The 18586-nt window shown below is 61.5% G+C and carries 14 protein-coding genes; 6 read left to right on the forward strand and 8 right to left on the reverse strand.

Going from position 1 to position 18586, the window contains the following annotated elements; all coding sequences use genetic code 11:
• Nucleotides 1-2 precede the first annotated feature (2 nt).
• From ONB52_03340 to ONB52_03365, 6 genes are all read right to left on the reverse strand, one after another.
• On the reverse strand, nucleotides 3-1325 hold the full coding sequence (locus ONB52_03340; protein ID MDZ7415177.1) for a glycosyltransferase: 1323 nt from the start codon (nucleotides 1323-1325) through the stop codon (nucleotides 3-5).
• Between the two features lie 321 nt (nucleotides 1326-1646).
• A complete protein-coding gene (locus ONB52_03345; GenBank protein MDZ7415178.1) occupies nucleotides 1647-2684 on the reverse strand; it encodes a D-glucuronyl C5-epimerase family protein in 1038 nt (345 codons plus the stop codon).
• Nucleotides 2681-3991, reverse strand: coding sequence for an oligosaccharide flippase family protein (locus ONB52_03350; GenBank protein ID MDZ7415179.1), 1311 nt, complete (start codon nucleotides 3989-3991; stop codon nucleotides 2681-2683). Before ONB52_03350 ends, ONB52_03345 begins: the two co-directional genes overlap by 4 nt.
• 251 nt (nucleotides 3992-4242) lie before the next feature.
• Entirely contained in the window at nucleotides 4243-5994 is a 1752-nt protein-coding gene (locus tag ONB52_03355; protein ID MDZ7415180.1) for a DUF6044 family protein, read from the reverse strand.
• Between the two features lie 416 nt (nucleotides 5995-6410).
• Nucleotides 6411-7811, reverse strand: a complete 1401-nt coding sequence (locus ONB52_03360; protein ID MDZ7415181.1) for a PP2C family protein-serine/threonine phosphatase — start codon at nucleotides 7809-7811, stop codon at nucleotides 6411-6413.
• A gap of 78 nt (nucleotides 7812-7889) precedes the next feature.
• Entirely contained in the window at nucleotides 7890-9164 is a 1275-nt protein-coding gene (locus tag ONB52_03365; GenBank protein ID MDZ7415182.1) for a DUF1343 domain-containing protein, read from the reverse strand.
• A 21-nt stretch (nucleotides 9165-9185) separates the two neighbouring features.
• Between ONB52_03365 and ONB52_03370 the strand changes: the two genes are divergently transcribed.
• The 6 genes from ONB52_03370 to ONB52_03395 all read left to right on the forward strand — a co-directional run bounded on the left by ONB52_03370 (nucleotide 9186) and on the right by ONB52_03395 (nucleotide 15069).
• Entirely contained in the window at nucleotides 9186-9440 is a 255-nt protein-coding gene (locus ONB52_03370; protein MDZ7415183.1) for a hypothetical protein, read from the forward strand.
• 21 nt (nucleotides 9441-9461) lie between these two features.
• Entirely contained in the window at nucleotides 9462-11807 is a 2346-nt protein-coding gene (locus ONB52_03375) for an FHA domain-containing protein (protein MDZ7415184.1), read from the forward strand.
• 4 nt (nucleotides 11808-11811) lie between these two features.
• On the forward strand, nucleotides 11812-12621 hold the full coding sequence (locus ONB52_03380) for a protein phosphatase 2C domain-containing protein (GenBank protein MDZ7415185.1): 810 nt from the start codon (nucleotides 11812-11814) through the stop codon (nucleotides 12619-12621).
• A 102-nt stretch (nucleotides 12622-12723) separates the two neighbouring features.
• Complete coding sequence (locus ONB52_03385; GenBank protein ID MDZ7415186.1) at nucleotides 12724-13506, forward strand: RluA family pseudouridine synthase; 783 nt, start codon at nucleotides 12724-12726, stop codon at nucleotides 13504-13506.
• Between the two features lie 121 nt (nucleotides 13507-13627).
• The gene (locus ONB52_03390; GenBank protein MDZ7415187.1) at nucleotides 13628-14317 is read left to right on the forward strand and encodes an HAD-IA family hydrolase; all 690 of its coding nucleotides are present in this window, start codon (nucleotides 13628-13630) and stop codon (nucleotides 14315-14317) included.
• Nucleotides 14318-14679: 362 nt separating this feature from the next.
• Nucleotides 14680-15069: a hypothetical protein gene (locus ONB52_03395; protein ID MDZ7415188.1), complete on the forward strand. Its 390-nt coding sequence runs from the start codon at nucleotides 14680-14682 to the stop codon at nucleotides 15067-15069.
• Between the two features lie 284 nt (nucleotides 15070-15353).
• Here the strand turns inward: ONB52_03395 and ONB52_03400 are convergent, their stop codons facing one another.
• Complete coding sequence (locus ONB52_03400) at nucleotides 15354-17432, reverse strand: GDSL-type esterase/lipase family protein (GenBank protein MDZ7415189.1); 2079 nt, start codon at nucleotides 17430-17432, stop codon at nucleotides 15354-15356.
• Nucleotides 17413-18483, reverse strand: coding sequence for a LacI family transcriptional regulator (locus tag ONB52_03405; GenBank protein ID MDZ7415190.1), 1071 nt, complete (start codon nucleotides 18481-18483; stop codon nucleotides 17413-17415). Before ONB52_03405 ends, ONB52_03400 begins: the two co-directional genes overlap by 20 nt.
• Between the last annotated feature and the right edge of the window lie 103 nt (nucleotides 18484-18586).

Consider the following 18586-nt stretch of genomic DNA (forward strand, 5'->3'; position numbering starts at 1 on the left):
GCTCAAATTGCGACCGGCAGGTTCATTGCCCGGCTGTGCCGAACTGAGACGCAGGCCTCGAAAACGCGGGCGAGCTGTGCCGTCAGCTCCCGGCGGTGATACTTCACGTGATCGCCGACGCTGCCGCGCAGACGGCCCGCGGATCTCTGCCGCAGCCATTCGGCCAGCACCGCAGCAATCGCCGGGGTATCTTCCTCCGCCAAAGCAACGCCGAGCTTTTCCTGCTCGATCAACCGGCGTGCGGCACCGGCCGGGCCGAGCGCCAGGATCGGCCGCTGCGCACCGATATAGTCGAACAACTTGCTGGTGAGCACATTGGTCGCATGCGGTTGCTTGCCGATGAGCAACAGCAGGGCATCGGCATCACGGAGATGGCGCAGCGTCTCGCGGTAGGGCAGGTATGCCCGAAGGTCGATGTACCCAGCCAGGCCGCTGGCTTGCATCGCGTGGCGATCGGCCTGTGGCACGATGCCGAGCAATTCCAAACGCAGCAATTCCGGCTGCGGCAGCCGCTGCCACGCGGCGAGAAACGGATGTATGCTGCGCCAGGTGTAGAGCGTGCCGCTGTGCACGATGGTGAACCGGTCGGGAGGCTTGGGCGCGGGCAGCGCCGCAAAATCAGCCGGATCGTAGCCGTTGGTGATGACGGTGATCTGCTCCCGCCGTGCGGCCACGCCCTTTTGCAACAAGTGCTGCTGCATCTCCAGCGAGACCACCACCAGGTGCTGCGCCGCCCCCAGCACCTTCTTTTCGAGCCAATCGTCCAGCCGGGCACGCCAGCGCCAGCGCCAGGGATTGTAGCTGTCGGGATACTGATCCCACAAATCGCGCAAGTCCGCCACCCACGGCAGGCCGGTGCGTTGCGACAACAGCCGGGCGATCACATGGGTGGCATTGGGCGGGCCGCTGGAATAAATGAGGGCAAACTCACTCTGTCGCAGCAGGCGTTTGCCCGCGGCCACGGCGGCCGGCACCCAGCCGGCATATTCATCGGGAATAAAGGCGCAGGTGAACAGCAAATTCTTCAACCAGGCCAGCATGCGCCACCACGGCCGGCCCCCCTCGCGCGGCATGCCGGCTTGATGGCCGGTGGCTTTGCGCAGAAAACGTGCCGGCAGCATGGCGGAGGTGGCAGTGACCGGCAAATCCCGCGGCACCTCCTGCAGCAGGGAGTCATCGCGCACGAGATGATGCGGCTGCCGCACCGTCAGCAAATGTGGCTGCCAGCCGAACTCGGGCAGGTAGCGCACGAACTTCAGCGTGCGCTGGGTGCCGCCTCCGCCCAGCGGCGGAAAGTAATAAGCCACGACGAGCACGCGCTTCATGTGAACATCGACATCGAATGTCCCGGGAAGATGCGTTTGATTGGATCGACGAGAGCCATGACCGCTTTGCCGGAGCCTGCCTTTTGTGGGTTGGACGCAGCTAAAAACGGCCCGCTGCGTTGGAGCGGTTTTTAACCGCCGCGATGAACGCCTCGCAGTCGCGCCCAAGACGCCCTGCTTGTGGCGCGGCAGGTGTTTCAACCGGGATGACACGTGGTGGTTGCACGTTTCAAGGCAACAGACTGCCGGCCTCCCCCACTCCTGCAAATCCGTTCATCCTGTCAAAAAAATGCGGTACGTGCCCGCGCGTCGTGCCTTTCCTCACTTCGCTTCACCGAGGCGCAAGCGCCGCTGCAGGGCCCAACTTCGCTCCGCCAGCCAACGTTGCACGCGTTTGCAACGAGACGGCGAATACGCGCGCCAGCGCCGGCCGGTCGCGAGCAATTCCGGGAGCTGCGTCAACTCGCCCAGTGCCAGCAAAAGATTGACGTGCAGGTCATGATACTCATTGTTGGCAATTTGCCGGCGGCGCAGATCATAGAGGCTGCCATATCCCCGATCGAATTCCGGCAGCAACGCCAGCAGGCCGGAGAGGGCGCGGGAATACACCGTCTTCAGCTCCGCCTCGCTGCCGCAGTGCAGAAATTCCGCCAGGCCAATCAGCGCGAACAGGGCGCCGTTCAACACATGCAGTGGTGGTGCGGCCGGAAATTCCTCCAAAAACAGCCGGCCGCCGGGCAATTCCCAGGCAACGCCGCCTTCGGCGATTGCAAATTTGCACGGCAACAGACTGGCGTGCGCCGCGCGCAGATATTCTTCCCTCGCGCTGGCTGCAAAAGCGCGCAGCAGCAGCGAGGCGCCCAGGCCTTGCGCCATGGCACTGATCCACGCGCCCGGCATGTACTCGATCAACGGTGGCAGATGCGGCATGGGAAAATGGTGCAGCCACACCCCGCCGGTGCCGCGCGCGTTGACCTGATGCGCAACCAGCCACTCGGCAGCGCGGCGAAAACAGCGTTCCGAGTCTCCGGCTCCCTCCTGCTGCCAGCGTGCAAAATGGCCCAGGCCGAAAAAGGCCAGCGTCACCGGCGTGTACTGCGGGCCAATTTTCCCGGGAGATGGAATGTGGTTGCGGGCAAACAGGCGGTCATAATCCACCAGCGGCAAACCTGCCGAATCGGCAGGCCCATACTCGCCGCGCAGGATCGCTGCAAAAATGCGATGCAAGGGCACAGGATAAGGGCCGAGCCGTGCCACGACCGGCGCGGGTATGCTTGCCTCTGCAATTTGCGGGGGCACATGGCCGGCATTCGCCACCGGCAGCAGCATGCCCTGGTTCGTACAGGAAGCCGGCTTCATTTGGCAGCCAATTGGTTGAACACCCACTCCAACTTTTCGCGACCGTAGCGCCAGTCATCGGTCTGCAGAATGAACATCATGTGCAGTGTCACACCGGCGAAGCGCCGGAACCAGCCCACCATCAAGATGGCCATCAAGCTGTAACTCAGGCTCATGGCCAGCGCTGCCCCTGCCGCCCCCCAGCGCGGAATCATCCAGAGGTTCAAGGCGAGGTTGCTGAACAGACCCAGGCAGCTCACCGTGGTGTTCCATTGTGCCTGGCCGCAGCCGAGCGCATAACTCGCGATGACCTTGGTGAGGCTCATCGCGACGATGCCGAGATAGCTCAGATGCAAAGGCAGCACCGCCGGCAGAAAGCGCTCGCCGAACACCGCCTGGACCACGAGATGATCAATTTGCCACAGCAACGAGACGCACAAACTGGTGAGCAGGAAAACCAGACGCACGGCGCGCGGCGCGAGCACGCGCATCTCCCCGGGCTGCCGTGCCCCCGAGGAAGGCAGCAGCACCACGCCCACACTGCCCGCCAGAAACCACAAGCTCTCCGCAAAGAGTCCGATGATGGAATAGAATCCGGCTTGTGTGGCCTCCCAAAAGTAGCCCACCAATACCAGGTCCAGGCGATAGAGCAGAAACGTGAACAATTCGGCAAGATAGATCTTCCAGCCGAAGCCGAGTTGCTGTTCGAACGCGCTGGCATCCCAGGACAGCTTTTCGCGACGTGCGGGAAACAGCAGTACGAGCAACAGCAGCGCAGCAGCGGCAAAGCTGATCACGAACGCCCACAAACCGGCGGCCACTTCCCGCCAGCCCAGCCAAAACAGCGCAAGAAAACTCACCAGAAACAGCAGCGCGCGCAGGATATTGGCCTGACTGTAAAGCGCAAAACGCTGCAGGCCCTGCGCCAGCCCCAGCAGGCAATTGAAGAGAATGTAGAACGGCACGGCGCAGGCCATCAGGCGAACATGCGCCGCCGGCGAATCACCCAGAAACAGGGATGCAAAAGCCGGCGCCCAATGCCACAACACGGCGAGAAAAAGACCGCCGGCCAGCGTGCCCCACAGCAGGGAATGCAGGAAAAGCGTGTTTGCGGGAATTTGGCGCCGGCTCGCCAGCACCGCGTTCGAGGTGCCAAGTCCGAAAGTCAGCAGCATGGCTGCGATGCTGGTGGAGGAATTGAGCAGCGCATATTCACCGCGCGCCTGCGGACCGAGCAGGCGCGCGAGCAGCAAACTGCCCAGCGCCATCAAAGCATAGGAGACGGCACGGCCGCCGAACGCAATGATACTGTTGCGGGCAAGGTCCACGAGCGTGATCTCGTGACTGTTGGCAGTCTAAGAATGACGCGAATGTAGCGAATGAGGGGAAGGGATGCAATTACAAAAAACCGGGGAACGGTGTTCTGTCTCGCCCACGAAAACAAAACTCCTGCGACAAAAACCCTTTCGTGGGAATCCATTTTCGCGGAAAAAAACGCAGCCTCTTCGGCAAACGGGCGATGTTATCTCGCCCACCAGAGCAAAACTCCCGCGAAGAACATTTCCTGAATTTCCCCGCCTCACGGCTGCTCCCCCGCAGCCCCGGCACCGCGGCTTCCCACGCGATAGAGATGAATACGCCACGGGGAGGCGCGATGTTCGAAGACGCGCAGCAGCTCCAAACCCAGTGCCGCGGCATTGCCGATCTCGAGGTCGGAGAGAATGAAGTCTCCGCCCATGTCCCGCAAGGCCGCGAGATCGAATTGCAGCTCCTTGACCTTCTTCCCCTCCGTCGCCGCCACAAAAGCGTAGCAGCGATTGCCCCATCCGTCGAAATAGACCTTCAGTTCCGGGGCCTTGTCCAATTCGCCGGCAATGATGCGGCGGAAGCGATGTTTGTACTCGAGCGGATAGTTGTAGGCGTAGCCATCGAGTGTGTGAAAGCCGTTGAATTGTGCCACGGCAGGATGAAAGCCCACACAAATGACGCGATACTGTGAGGGCGGTTTTCCGATGAACCGCGCAATTTCCTGAAACAATTCCGCTGAAAAAAACTCGCGATAGGTGGGCAGGTAAGCGGTGAACCTGGGAAAGCGGCTGTAGAAACGATCCTGCGTCACGTTTTCCGGCCAAATGGCCTGGGCCTGCACCAGCAGCAGCACCCACGCCAGCACGCGGCCCAAAGCCGGTGCGGCTTTGATCCCCTGCGCGATCTGCGCCAGACAGACGGCCAGCAACAGGTACCAGAGCATCGGCTGCAAAAAATAAACGCGGTCGAATTGAAAGCTGCGCAACAGTGCGAGTTTTTCCCGGAGCGGCAGCAATCCCTGCCACTGGTACAAGCCGGCAAACACGGCGATGGCCGCGATCGCCGCGGCGAGCTGCAGCAACAGCTTCGGCAGCGTTCGCTGCCGCGCCCTCGCCAGCAACGCCAGCGGCAAAACCCACAGCAAAATGGGTCGGGAAACCGTGGCCGCATGCAGGTGGCCCGTCAGCAGGTTGTTGTGTATGTTTTGCAGCACCTCCCCCGCACTCCAACTCCACAGCCTGAGATCGTATTCCACGCGATGAGAGACGAATTGCCGGTCGAACAAAAATTGCCAAAGCATCTGCCATTCCACCCCGGCATACACAACGGCAAGCAGGAGAATGCCGCCGGCGAAGCGCAGATTGAGACGCCGCCGGCGCAAGTAATCACGCAGCAAAATGGCGGCGAACAGGGCCAGCAGGAAGACACCGGCCAGGACCAATGACGAGTACAACGGAAACAGCGCAATACACAGATAATCGGAGACGCGGCGCGAACCGTCGCGCAGGCGGAGAAAGGCCGACAGCAGCAGCGGCTGCCCGGCGATGCTCAGACCGTGCGTGGGAAAAAACGGCAGGATGGCGAAGCACAAGGCGACCCCGGCCGCCAGCCAGGGATCGATTCCCTCTCGTATCAATGGCGGCCGCCGCAGCAGCGCAAACATGCCGCCAAAGGCAATCAGTCGAACCAACACTTCGTTAAGCAAATAGGCGGTAAAGGGCTCGCACAGCAGGAAAAGCCAAACGAGCACGTTCCAACCGCTGGGGAAGCAGGCGCGCGGCAGCCCGCCCATGAAACTCTCGATCTTCACCTCGGGATCGAAGCTGAACGCGGCTCCGCTGCGGCTGAGCACGAGGCGATGCACCAAATCACTGTCAAGATTGTCGGGAATGCGGAGAAAGACGTCCTGCTGCAGCACGAAGAATGGCAGAAGATAAAGCAGAAGGGGCACGACGAAAACTGCCAGCGGCAGAAACTTTGAACACCGGCGCCGCAAGGACAGTGATGGCAGGGGCAAAATCATGTCGGAGATAATGCTGGCCTCGGGTGTCTTGTTCTCCCTTTCATACCGTCACAATGGCGCGGCTGGCGAAGGTGGCGCGGGCTGCTTTGCGACCCCGCTTGCCAGGCTGCGCCATGGCGGACAAAATTGTGAATCTTCGAAAAAATTCATTTCGCGGGAGTTTCTTTTGGGGAGAAAAATCCCGACCTCTTCGCCAAAAAGGCAATCTGTCTCGCCCACAAAAAACTCCCGCGAAAAAGCCCTTTCGTGGAATTTCATTTTCGCGGGAGAGAAAACGCAACGTTCTCGGCAGACAGGCGATTGCCCCGTCCGGGCTTGGTGTTGGTGATCGTTTGCCGGAGCGCCGCCTTGCGCTGTTGCATTTGTCCCGGTGGACGCCGGCGGGACGGGGATAAAAAATCTGTGACCGGCGCGCGTTAGTCCACCTTGGCCACCAGTACCGTCATGTCATCATACTGCCTGGCATAGCCGATGAATTTTTTGACTTCCTCCATGATACGCTGGCACAAGGCACGGGCGTCAAGATGGAGGTTGGTGGTGACGGTTTCGGCGAGGCGGTCTTCACCAAACTCCTCCCCGCTGAGATTGCGGGCATCGGTGACACCGTCGGTGTAAAACACCAGCACTTCCTGCGAATGCAGGGGCAGGACCAGTTCCTGCAAATATCGCTCAAAATGCTGTCGCGGCGACAGGCCCAGTCCCACGCCCGGCGGCGCCAGAAAGCTGACGGTGCCGTTGCGGCAGTAAAGTGTGGCGTTGTGGCCGGCGCGGCTCATGCGCACGCAGCGCTGGCGCAGATCGAACAGGGCATAGGTCAGCGTGATGAAGGAATTGCGCTCAATGGTGCCAAACAGGAGATCATTGACGGTGGCGAGCAACTGCGCGGGTGACTGCTGCAGGTGATTAAGCGCACGCACGATGCCCTGCAGCTTGCTCATGTAAAGTGCGGCGGAGGTGCCTTTGCCGGAGACATCGCCCACCAAAATCCCGAGTTTGTCGCCGCCGAGTTCCAGGTAGTCAAAATAGTCGCCGCCGATTTCCGTGGCACTCACGCAGGCACCCGCCACCGACAACCCCGGCACCACGGGATGGCGGTGCGGCAGCGAGTGCATTTGAATCACACTGGCGACCGCCAGCTCCTTTTGCAGCCGCGCCTGGGAATCGCGCAGTGCCTGCAGGTTTTGAAAATTGCGCAACCGCAGCTGGTAGATCATGGTGGTCAGGCCGGTGCAGACCAGGGTGATGGCCAGGTAGAAGGACAGCGGCATGCCGGCGAGGGCCTCGCTGAAACGAACCTCGGGCCGGCTCATGAGCAGATTCATCACGAAATTGGAAACGATCATGAGCAGGCCCATCGCGGCGACGGCGATGGCGCGCAGGGGCACCACTGCCGTGAGAATGAGCAGGGCGATAATGAAAGGCGGATAGGCGGGATTGCCTTGCAGGATGTTGGCGAAGGTGGCGATGGTTTCCGCCACGAAGAGACAGATGATCACCACGACATTGGGGGCGGTGCGACCGAAGCTGGTGCGCGAGAGTGCCAGCCCGGAAATGCCGATGCTGACAATCGCCAGATTTTCGAGATTGTTGACGAGAAGCTGCACCCAACTGTAGGGCCGCTCGACATACCACAAGGCCACCTCGACCAGGAACACGAAGCTCGGCAGCAGGATGGCGACGACCGTGGCGAATTGCAGGCCCAGCACACCCAGGCGCCGGATTTCCGCTTCGAACTCCTTGCCGCAGGCAGCGGCACGCGGGGCGAGCAATTGCCAAAGATGCCAGAAGGGAGTATGACGAGGATTGCTGTTCGACATCGCGCCTGCTATCGCAATTAAATGTGGGAGTCGTGAACCGCCCCGCCGGGATTCACCGTACGGCGTCACACCGCGCGTTCATTCATACAGCAAATATTTCTGCCGCAGCCGGCGAAAGCCCTCTGCCTCGTCATCCAGGCGCTGCCAAATCTCAGCGAGCGGCGCCCCGGATGCGATCATTTCCTGCAACCAGCTCACCCCCGCCAGCCGCGCCATGCCGTCCCGGCGCATGCGGAACTCGGCGGGATGAAGCTGCTGCAGGGCGTGCAACAGCGCCACGCCAAACTTGACGGGCGGGAATTTTTGAGGATCCGTGACACGCAGTGCCAGGCCCGCACAGGTTTGGCCCTCATATTTCGGGTTCATGGCTTTGCCGGGAATATCGCCGGGTACAAATTCCACCGCTTCCACGGCCACGCCTTCCACCAGGCCGCGCAGACGCGGTGCGAGCTTGCCGGCATCGAGCCAGGGTGCTCCGATCAACGAAAACGGCCTGTGCGTACCGCGACCTTCGGAGACGTTGGTGGCCTCCAGCAGGCAGGTGCCGGGATACAACAAGGCGGTCGCTGCGTCCGGAATATTCGGTGAGGGTGGAATCCAATGCAGGCCGGTGGCCTCATGGAACTGTTGCCGCCGCCAATTCGCCACCGGGATCACCTGAAGTTTGGACCACGATGCCCGCGCCGCGCCGCTGTCGTGGGCAGCAGTGATCCATCCCTCTCCCAAAAACATGCGCGCCAACTCGCCCACTGTCATGCCATGCTGCAGCGCGATGGGATGAATGCCGACAAAGGAACGATGTTCGACAGCGAGCAGCGGGCCCTCCACCCGGTCGCCTAGGGGATTGGGACGATCAAGGACATAAAACTCCAAACCGGCTTCCGCCGCCGCTTCCATTGCCAGCGCCATGGTGCTGATGTAGGTATAAAATCTCGCGCCGACATCTTGAATGTCGAAAACCAGGGCCTCGAGACCGGCGAGCATGGCGGGCGTGGGTTTGCGATGCGCGCCATAGAGGCTGTAAACCGGGATGCCGGTGGCGGAGTCGACTGCACTGCCGACCTTTTCGCCGGCCGGCGCCTGGCCGCGAATGCCGTGTTCCGGTCCGAACAAAGCCACGAGCTTCACATCCCTCGCATGATGCAACAAATCCACAATGTGGCGGCCGGAACGGTCCACACCGGTCTGATTGGTGATCACGCCCAGGCGCTTGCCGCGTAAGACACGGAAACTGTCTGCGACGATCCGGTCCAAACCGGTGAGCACGGGCGGGTTCGTTTGCGAAAAAAGCGCCGGTGCCGGCAGCAGAAAAATCAGCACCAGGAGGAGAGGTTGCGGGTTGCGGGTTTTCAAGGGCAGTCAGCGGGTTGAGAAGTGGATGACGATTGTGAGTTTTTGGCAGGCCAATATAGCAAAACGGTTGTTGCAGCGCAAGTCGTGTTCTTCCAGAGTGGTATTGCGCCGGTGGCGGCAAGAAATTTCTTGCAAAAGACTGGCAAATCCGCTAAGATGCGGCGTCAGTCGCGGCAAGATTTGTGTTTGCGCGGCAATGCGCCGCCGCGTCTGACCAAGACGGGTGGAGCACTCACCGCGCAGGCGGGCAGCTTCATGCTGACTGCGAGGATCTGAAAACTTTTGGAAAGGATTTCCATGAGCTTCACTCCCGAGGTGCAGCCTGATGGCACCCTTATTCTCTCCCAACCGGTGCGCCTGCCGGGGGTCTTGGATTTGCTGGTGGTGGGCGGCGGCCCGGCAGGCACGGCTGCTGCTTTCCGCGCGCGCGAGCTCGGGCTGGCCGTGCTGGTCATCGACTTCGATGACTTGATGAAGCGCATCCGTGATTATGCCAAAGACAAACTCATCCTGCCGGACTACGGTGGCGGCGATCAGATGCCGTTTCCCCGCGGCGGCGCGCTGATCAACGCCCTGCATTTCACGCCGATCGACAAGGATGAAATGTGCCGCCGCTGGAAGTCGTATTATCGCACGTTCAACGTGCCGGCTCAAATTGGCGTCGAGTTGACCGGCCTGCAGCGCAACAGCGACGGCACCTGGCTGGCGCGCGCTTACAACCATCGCACCAAGGCCGAGCAATTTTACACCGCACGGCATGTCGCGCTCACCATTGGTCGCGGCGTGCCGCGGCGCTTCGACATTCCCGGCAACACCGAAGGCATCGCCTATCGCCTGAGCGATGCCGCACAATACGTGGGCGAACCGGTTTGTGTCATTGGCGGCGGCACCTCGGCAGCGGAAGCCGTGATTGCCATCTCCAACGCCAAGGCGCGGGCCAATGATGCCACGGCAGTGTATTGGTCCTGCCGCAGTGACAAGCTGCCGAAAGTCTCCCGAGCCCTGGCCGAAGTGTTCTTTGAAGCCTTCATGACCAACGGCAACATTCGCCAGTTTCCCGGCAGTGAGCCGGTGGCGGTGTTGACGGCGGAAGACCGCAGGGAGTATCTCTCGGTGCGCATCGACCGCCGCCGTGTTCCCGGCCGACCGGGTGAAACCGTGCATCTCGAATTCGTCAAGGAATTTTGCGTGGCCTGCATCGGCGAGGATATTCCCGAGGCCTTTCTGAGTTCACTGGGGATCGACATGGTGGCCGGCGGGCCCCAGGGCAAAAAACGCTTCGTCGTCAATCCCCTGCTCGAAACCCGGCAGCCCAATGTCTACCTGCTGGGTGACATTTTGAGTCCGGCTTATTTCGAGACCGAGGATTTCAACGCGGATCCCGCCAGTTTTCGCGAGATCAAGCGTCGCGGCAACATCAAAGCGGCGTTGCGCGACGGCGTGTTGGTGGCGGAGGCCGTGGCGCAAAAACTGGCGGGACAAACCAGCATCCGCATCGATCTTGATTTCGAGGAGGCGCCCCGGACGGCAGCCCCGCCGCCGCGCCGCGCCGGCACGGTGGTGGTGGAAAGTGAAGGCCCGGCGCAAGCCGACCTGCCGCAGACAAACGCGGCAACGGCACACACCGCCTGCCTGGTGCGCCTTCTCGCCGGCAATGTGGAAGCCGACGAATTCCCGCTGCGCGAAGACCGCCTCACCACCATCGGCCGCGCCGGCTGTGATTTGAGTTTCCCGGAAGACGTGCTGCTTTCCGAGAAGCATGCTTCGATACTCTACGACCGCAGTGAGGGCTGCTATCTGCTGCGGGACGACGGCAGTGTCAACGGTGTTTTCGTGCGGCTGCAGCCAGCCAGCGCGCGGGAAGTCATGCCGGGCAGTTTGGTGCGCGTGGGCCGGCAGTTTCTGCTGTTTGGCAGGGAAAACGGTGCGCCCCTGTTCGTGCATTTCGATGCAGAAGGCAAACCTCTTGGCCGCCATCCGCTGACGGAACGCACCCAGGTTTTGGGTCGTGAAGCGCCGGATGTGACGCTCGATCCCAAAGACCTGACGCTCTCGCGCCGCCATCTGGCCGTTCGCCTGGAGGGGGGCGTGATGAAGATCAAAGACCTGGGCAGCGCGAATGGCACCTTCCTGAAAATCAAGGGCGCCATGCCGCTGCGCGACGGCGATCAATTCCGCGTGGGGCAGCAGCTTTTTCTGTTGCAGTTGCGCACCCTGGCGCCGCGCCGCACCGTGTTGTTCAACACCAGACCGGGCGTTGCTTCGCCGCCGGTGGAGGCCGCGACACCCGCGCCCGCCCCGGCACGCTCCGCCACGCCAGTTTCACAGCGTGCAGCGACGCCCCTGCCGCAAGGCTTGCTGGTGCGGTTCAAGAACGCCAACAAAACCGTCCCCTTCCGTCCGGGACAGTCGATTTGCGAGATTGCCGAAAAACACGGGCTGGCGCTCAAGGCGGATTGCCGCATCGGCAGTTGCGGCATGGACCCCATTCGCATTCTCGCCGGCCGTGAGAACCTGAATGAAATCGGCGACGAAGAGCGGGGCACGCTGGAAGACATCAACAAACTCCAGGCGGGTGAATATCGTCTGGCCTGCATGGCCAGGCCCATCGGCCCGGTGACGGTGGAGATTCTGAAAAAATGATGCTATGGAACAGGGGCTGAGCATCGCGTTTGGGAGCGCCTCTGATCGCGGTCTGAGACGCGAGGAGAATCAAGACAGCTTTGGCAAATTTCCCCGGGATGATGCCTCGTTGCAAACGCCCGCCGGCCAGCTTTTCGTGGTGGCCGATGGCATGGGCGGTCATGCCGGCGGCCGGGAGGCCAGCCACATGGCGGTGCGCATCATTGCGGAAACCTATTTCACCGACCAGGACAACGACCTTGCCCACCGCCTGCAGCACGCCCTGACTGTGGCCAATCAGCGCATCTACCAGGCCTCCAACACCCGCTTCGAGTTCTTCGGCATGGGCACGACCTGCACCGCGCTGGCGCTGCAAGGCAACACCGGCTGCATCGCGCACGTGGGTGACAGCCGGGCCTATCGCATCAACCCGCACAACATCGAACAGCTCACCCGCGATCATTCCAAAGTCGCCGAGATGCAGCGCCTCGGCATGCTCACCGCCGAGGAGGCACGCCACCATCCGGAGAAGTCACATCTCTATCGTGCACTCGGCATCTACACCGAGCTGGAAGTGGACATGATTCCCGACCTCCAACTCGTGCCCGGCGATCATTTTCTATTGTGCACTGACGGCCTGGCCAAAGTCGCCCCCGGGGAATTGCAGAAGATTGTACTCTCCCACACGCCGCAGCGGGCCTGTGAAAAACTCGTGGCGCTGGCCAACGCCCGCGGCGGCGAAGACAACACCACCGTGCAGGTCATTCGTGTGTTGTCGGCGAATGCGGCACGCACCGGATTCTTCTCCCGGGTTCTTCGCAAGTGGCGTTTCTGACTTTTGACCATGAGTGACGTCCGACTTGGGCGCGGCGAGTTTTCAAATTTCGCAAAATCTGCTGCCCAAGTCGGACGTCGCCCTTTCGCCCGGATGCCTGCCATGACCGGCCGCGATCTACATTATTTCGATGAACCCCGGCAGCAGAAATGGCGCATCCCGGTTTTGTTCGAAGATGAAGCGCTGCTGGTGTTCAACAAACCCGCCGGTTTGCCGGTGATTCCCGAGCGCTGGCACCCGGAATGGCCCTGCCTGCGCAGTATTGCCGAAACGCGGCTGGCCAGGCCCCTGTTCGTGGTGCATCGCATCGACAGCGGCACCAGCGGGTTGGTTGTGCTCGCCAAAAGCGAAGCCAGCCATCGCGCCCTGAGTTTGCAGTTCGAGCAGCATCATGTCGAGAAAACCTATCTCGCCATTGTGCGCGGCGAAATGGTGGAGGAGGCACTCACTGTGCAACGGCCACTGGCGGAGCATCCCAACCGGCCGGGTGTAATGATCGTGGCCCGCGACGGCAAACCGGCGATTACTGCCATTCGCGTGCTGGAGCGCTTTCGCGGCGCCACGCTGCTGGAAGTGCAGCCGCAAACCGGTCGGCAGCATCAGATTCGTGTGCACTTGCAGGCGCTCGGGCATCCCCTGCTGGTCGATCCGCTCTACGGAGAGCGCGAGGCGTTTTTTCTCTCTTCGATCAAGGCCGGCTATCATCGCAACGCCGGCGAAACCGAGCCACCTTTGATCAAACGCCTGACCCTGCATGCCTCCACCCTGCTGCTGCACCATCCGCTCAGCCGCGAGCAGGTGGGGTTCACCGCGCCGGCACCCAGAGATTTTCAGGCGGTGCTGAAAAGCCTGCGCAAGTATGCTGCCAGAGGCCGGACGCGATAAGACACAGCCGCATCCGGCACGCAACCACCCGCACGTGGTCACATCGGCAATAAAATGCCATGCTGCCTTTGAACCCCCAAACACTCAATCACTGCCCGCTCCTTCGAGACGCGGCCAAGCCATGACACCTCCTGCAACCTTGCAAGCCGTTTGCTTCGATGTCGGCCAAACCATCCTGTCTCCCGACTACCCTTTTATCCGGGAGATGCTGGCGCGCTTTGGCGTGCCGACCAGCATCGCCACGCTCGACAAGGGTGCCGCACTCGGCCGGGAGAAATTTTTCCGCGGCACGCACGGCGAACAATGGAAGGATTTCTTCACCTTCTGGTTGCGCTACGCCGGCGCGCCCGCCGGGCAGATTCCCACGATGCTGCAACTGATTTACGAACGCCACCAGCGGGAACATCTGTGGAATTATCTCGAGCCCACGGCGCACGACACCTTCCACGCGCTGCAGGCCATGGGCCTCCGCCTCGGCATCATCTCCAATGCCGACGGCAAGGTTGCCCGCCTGCTCGAACAACAGGGGCTGGCTCATTTCTTCGGCTGCGTGATCGACTCCCACCTCGTCGGCGTGGAAAAACCGGACCCCAAAATTTTCGAGCTGGCGCTGGCACAATTGCAGGTACCGGCAGCAAGCTGCCTCTACGTGGGCGACAACTACGACCGGGACGTCATTGGCGCGCGCCGCGCCGGCTTGCGGCCGGTGCTGCTCGACCCTTTCGCAGTCGTGCCGGAAAACGATGTCACCCGCATCAAAACACTGGCTGAGATTCTGGAGGTTTTGCCGCGCTTTGCCCACCTCACCTGACACCGGCGAATCTGTTGCGTGACAGTCGCCGCCGGCCAAGCAAAATGCCGGACTCGTAATCACCCTGCCTCCCATTTTGTAACCTTGCGGTCTCCCAAACCGCCGGGGACTGTTGCAACCCGCCGCTCTCAGCAAAATCTTCCGCCCTACGGCCACTGCAAGTGCTTTGAAATCGTCAGTGCGCTGTGCTTGCCGGAGTGAAAAACGGCACCGGACAGCAGCGGCATTTCTGGTATGCGAATTGTCGGCCCCATCACTGCATGCCGGCGGGAAGCCATGGGCATGTCGAAACAACGCAATAATGCCATACCCCTCTTTGCGCGCTGCGGTCCAGGCTCAAACAAACCACGGAGGTTTACGACATGACACGATTGCAAATTCCATTGGGTCAGGTGGGGACGAAGATGGCGGCGGGCAAAAACGCTGACCTGGCGCCACTGGCAAGCATGGCGGTTGAGAAAAACGGAACGGAAGTGCGCATCGCACTCGAGCTGCAGGGTGTGATCAGCGATGCCAGCGCACAGCACCTCGCAGACTTCCTCAGCCTGGCCGGCGGACTGGGTGCAACGCGCTGGACGCTGCAAATGCAAAAGCTGGTGGTGCTCAGCCGCCGCGGCTTGCAGAGTTTGATGCGCTTTGCCCGGCTCCTTGCCCGGCGGGGCAGCAAACTGGAGATTATCGGCATCAGTGACAGCGTGCTTGCCACCCTGCGCGACTTGCATTCGGTTCGGGCATTCGGCTGGGCGGATTAAAGCCGCCACTTCACGGGGCGCGGCGGGACTGTTTGTGAACCTCACACAAGCAAACGGAGGAGGAGAACCGCGTTGCGGGTCATTGCGCCGGCCATCTGCCAGCAAATCCGGGTGCCGGCAGATCCAAGCGGGAAATGATTGTGCGGGACGCAATTGCCATGGGAGAGAAACTCGACTCGCTCGGCCATTGCACAAGCATGGTTCCGCGGAGCACTCCCCGCGGGGTGTGCCACAATCGCAGCATTCGCCCCTCTCCAGCCCGCCGCCAAAGGGTGCCGTTCCCGTCAGCGCAGATGACGCCGCAATTCCGCGACTGCCGGGTTGTCGGGCATGACTTTTTCCAGTTGGGCAAGATAAGCACGTGCCGGTTCGATTTGCCCCAACAGCAAGTGGGCGCTTGCCAAATTGTAAAGCGTCTGGCCGTCATTGGGCGCGAGTTGCAGCGCTTTTTGCAAATACGGCAGGCTGTGGGCCGGCTGCCGGCGGCTGAGCCAAATCGCCCCGATGACCTGGTATGCCTCGCGCGAGGGTGACAGCGCCAACGCGCGCATCATGCGATCATAGGCGCGATCAAAATCCTGCAGTCTGGCATACAGCAGCCCGGCGCGCAGGTAGGGCGAGGAATTGTACGGGGTCTGCAGAATGAGCGCTTCATATTCTTTCACGGCGAGATCGAGACGGCCATTTTTTTCGTAATCTTCCGCCAGCAGGACGTGTCCTTTTTCCCAGGTCAGCTCACGCCGCCACAGCGCATGGGCGAGTGACTGCAGATAATTCTTCGGCTGATACTGCAGCGGCCGGCTGCGTTCGCGCGGCACGAACGGCCAGTTGTTCAGCAAAACCGCCATGCGAATGGCGGCCACTTCCTCATCCAGCGCGGTGACCCCGCGCTCCTGCCAGTAAACCGAATCCGGCCGTGCCCGGGTGTGATCCCAAACGGCTGCAATCAATCCCTGCTGTTGCATGACGCGGCACAGCTCCGCCGCCATGAGAAAATAGCCGCGCAAATTGGGATGCACGTGTTCGAGCAACAGATTGTTGCCGATCAGTCCGTGCGGCGAGGCTTGCACGAAAGCAGCGTGCACATCCACCAGCACGGCGCCGGTGGCGTGCGCGATGTCCGCAAGCGCCTGATTGAAATCCGTGCTGGCGCGGAAGCGCAGGCCGTCGTGGTCGCGGCTGGTTTGATAGGCGGCCGCCGCTTCGGCAAAACGGCCCAGGGCCTCCAACACGCTCGCGCGCTGGAAATGCAAACTGGCGGGCGCGGCATCCACTCGCTGCAAAGAATCGCACAGCGCCAGCGCCGCGTGCAACTTGCCCTGCGTGGCGAGCTGCCGGCTGCGCTCCAGCGCTGCGCGAAAAGTGGCCCGCGGCGTGGCGGGATGGTAAATGTCGACGAAGGGCGGCAGGTCGCGTTCATTGCTCACCAGATTCGCCAGCAGCACCGTTACGCCCCGCCGTTGCGCGGCGTTGATCAGGTCTTTCAAATTGGCGGTGAAAAAAGCCCGTGCGCGGCGGTATTTTTCACTTTGGTATGGGATGGCCTCATCGCCCGCCATTTTTTCCATCAGGGTGGCATGGGGATGGTCGTCCGCAGGATGCGCCGGCGCGAACCATTTTTGCACTGCCGCAATTTGCGCACGCAGAAAACGCATGATCTTGAAGTGCTGCAGCCCGAGATACAAATTGATCAAGCTGCGCCAGCGGCCCAGGGACTCGGTGGAAGCCACGCCGAGCGCGCCATAGAATTCGTTGTGGCCGCAGTAGATGATCAGGGCATCGGGCTGCTGTGCCAGCATCTCCGGCGCCAAATCCCGCAGGGCAAAACTGTTGATTGCGGGCATGGCAAGGTTCACCACTTCGATTTCGCGGTCGGGAAAGTAATCGCGCAGACGCTGGTGCAGCATTTTGGACATGCTGCCGTTGTACAGGTAGGGATAGCCCGCGGTGGTGGATTCCCCCAGCACAAAAATGCGGTAGCCGCCGGCCGGTTTGTTTGCACGCACGAGATCCCGGGAAACTTCCGGTGCCACTGCCAGCGCGGGAAAATAACGCCGCCCCACATTTTCGTTGATCTTCAAAAAGCCTGGCGCTGTCTCCGCGGGCACAAACAGCGCGAGTGTGCCGCCATAATCGGCAAGGCGCAGCGCCACTTCGCACAGCACCAGAAACACCACCGGCATGACGGGCAGAAGAATTTTGAAAGCACGCTCCCGCCACTGCCGCCGCGCGGCCGCTTCCTGCTCACGGAAGGCTTTGACCGCGGCGGGTTCGAGACCGAGTTTTCTGGCGATTTGGGCGTCGGAATGGGAGGGCGCCAGGGCGCGCACCCGCTTTTTTTGTTCAGCCGAGAGCGGTGGCATCGCGGTCTCGCAGGCTTTTGAGCTTGGCACCACAGGTATCGCGCACCACCAGACGGGTGTCAAAGCGATGCTGCCGCTGTGTGGAAACCGGCTCGCCGTTGATCTGCACCATCAGCCTCTCCACTGCCAGTTCCCCCATCTCGGAGATGGGCTGTTTCATCGTGGTGAGACCGATCAACTCCGCCAGCTCCACATCATCGAACCCCACCACGGCGATGTCCTGCGGCACGCGCAGGCCGTGCTGCTGAATCGCACGGATGGCACCCACCGCCTGAATGTCGCTCGCCACGAACACCGCCGCCGGCCGCGGCAGACCGGCTGCCAGCAAGCGGCGCATGCACAGCTCACCAGCGCTTTTGTTGAAACCATCGTTCAGCGCCGCTCCCTCCTCCGCCAGCGCATCGCTGGAGAGGATCCACTCCGGCCGCGGTGTGAGGCCAGCCTCCTGCAGGGCGCGCAGGTAACCGGCCCGGCGTTCCTGTGCCGGCCGACTGTCGGAATGGCCGTTGATCATCGCGATGTGACGATGACCGAGATGAAGCAGATGGCGCACCGCCAGGCAGGCTCCCTCCTCGTTGTTCACCGTAATCGAAACATGCGCGGGATGGTAGGCATCCACCAGCACCAGCGGCAGCTTGCGCTGCAGATATTGTCTGGAATAGAGGTCGGAGAGCCGCATGGAAACCAGCAGCACGCCGTCAACCCGGCGCTGCTGCAGTACATGCTTGAAGAAGTGCTCCTTTTTCTGGAGATCATCGACCCCGTAGAGCACGAGATCGTATTTGTGGCGGGAAATGGCCGTCTGGATGCTGCGCAGCAATTCCACATAAAAATAGCCAGTGAAAAAGGGAACGATGGCACCGATGGTGTGGGTGCGCCGCCGCGCGAGATTGCGCGCCATGGCGTGCGGCTGATAGTTCATCTCTTTGATGGCCTTCAGCACTTTGGCGCGCGTTTCCGGAGAAATCTGCGGGCTGTTGTTGAGCACACGCGAGACGGTTCCAATGCCCACGCCGGCGCGTTCGGCAACCTCGTAGATGGTGACAGGCATGGCCAGTGATGACCTCAGACAGGCATGGTCGCGTTCCGAAGGCCGGGCAGCGTTGCGCGCGGGTAAGGCATGGTGAGACGGCTGCCCGCAGTTGTTTGGAAGG

The organism is candidate division KSB1 bacterium (genome assembly GCA_034506255.1).
In the GTDB taxonomy this organism is placed as follows: domain Bacteria; phylum Zhuqueibacterota; class Zhuqueibacteria; order Zhuqueibacterales; family Zhuqueibacteraceae; genus Coneutiohabitans; species Coneutiohabitans thermophilus.

Bases quoted from the DNA above. Each gene is read 5' to 3' on its own strand.
- ONB52_03390 (MDZ7415187.1), top strand. From the start codon at position 13,628: ATGACACCTCCTGCAACCTTGCAAGCCGTTTGCTTCGATGTCGGCCAA.
- ONB52_03360 (MDZ7415181.1), bottom strand. From the start codon at position 7,811: ATGTCGAACAGCAATCCTCGTCATACTCCCTTCTGGCATCTTTGGCAA.
- ONB52_03405 (MDZ7415190.1), bottom strand. From the start codon at position 18,483: ATGCCTGTCACCATCTACGAGGTTGCCGAACGCGCCGGCGTGGGCATT.
- ONB52_03340 (MDZ7415177.1), bottom strand. From the start codon at position 1,325: ATGAAGCGCGTGCTCGTCGTGGCTTATTACTTTCCGCCGCTGGGCGGA.
- ONB52_03385 (MDZ7415186.1), top strand. From the start codon at position 12,724: ATGACCGGCCGCGATCTACATTATTTCGATGAACCCCGGCAGCAGAAA.
- ONB52_03375 (MDZ7415184.1), top strand. From the start codon at position 9,462: ATGAGCTTCACTCCCGAGGTGCAGCCTGATGGCACCCTTATTCTCTCC.
- ONB52_03355 (MDZ7415180.1), bottom strand. From the start codon at position 5,994: ATGATTTTGCCCCTGCCATCACTGTCCTTGCGGCGCCGGTGTTCAAAG.
- ONB52_03400 (MDZ7415189.1), bottom strand. From the start codon at position 17,432: ATGCCACCGCTCTCGGCTGAACAAAAAAAGCGGGTGCGCGCCCTGGCG.
- ONB52_03345 (MDZ7415178.1), bottom strand. From the start codon at position 2,684: ATGAAGCCGGCTTCCTGTACGAACCAGGGCATGCTGCTGCCGGTGGCG.
- ONB52_03395 (MDZ7415188.1), top strand. From the start codon at position 14,680: ATGACACGATTGCAAATTCCATTGGGTCAGGTGGGGACGAAGATGGCG.
- ONB52_03380 (MDZ7415185.1), top strand. From the start codon at position 11,812: ATGGAACAGGGGCTGAGCATCGCGTTTGGGAGCGCCTCTGATCGCGGT.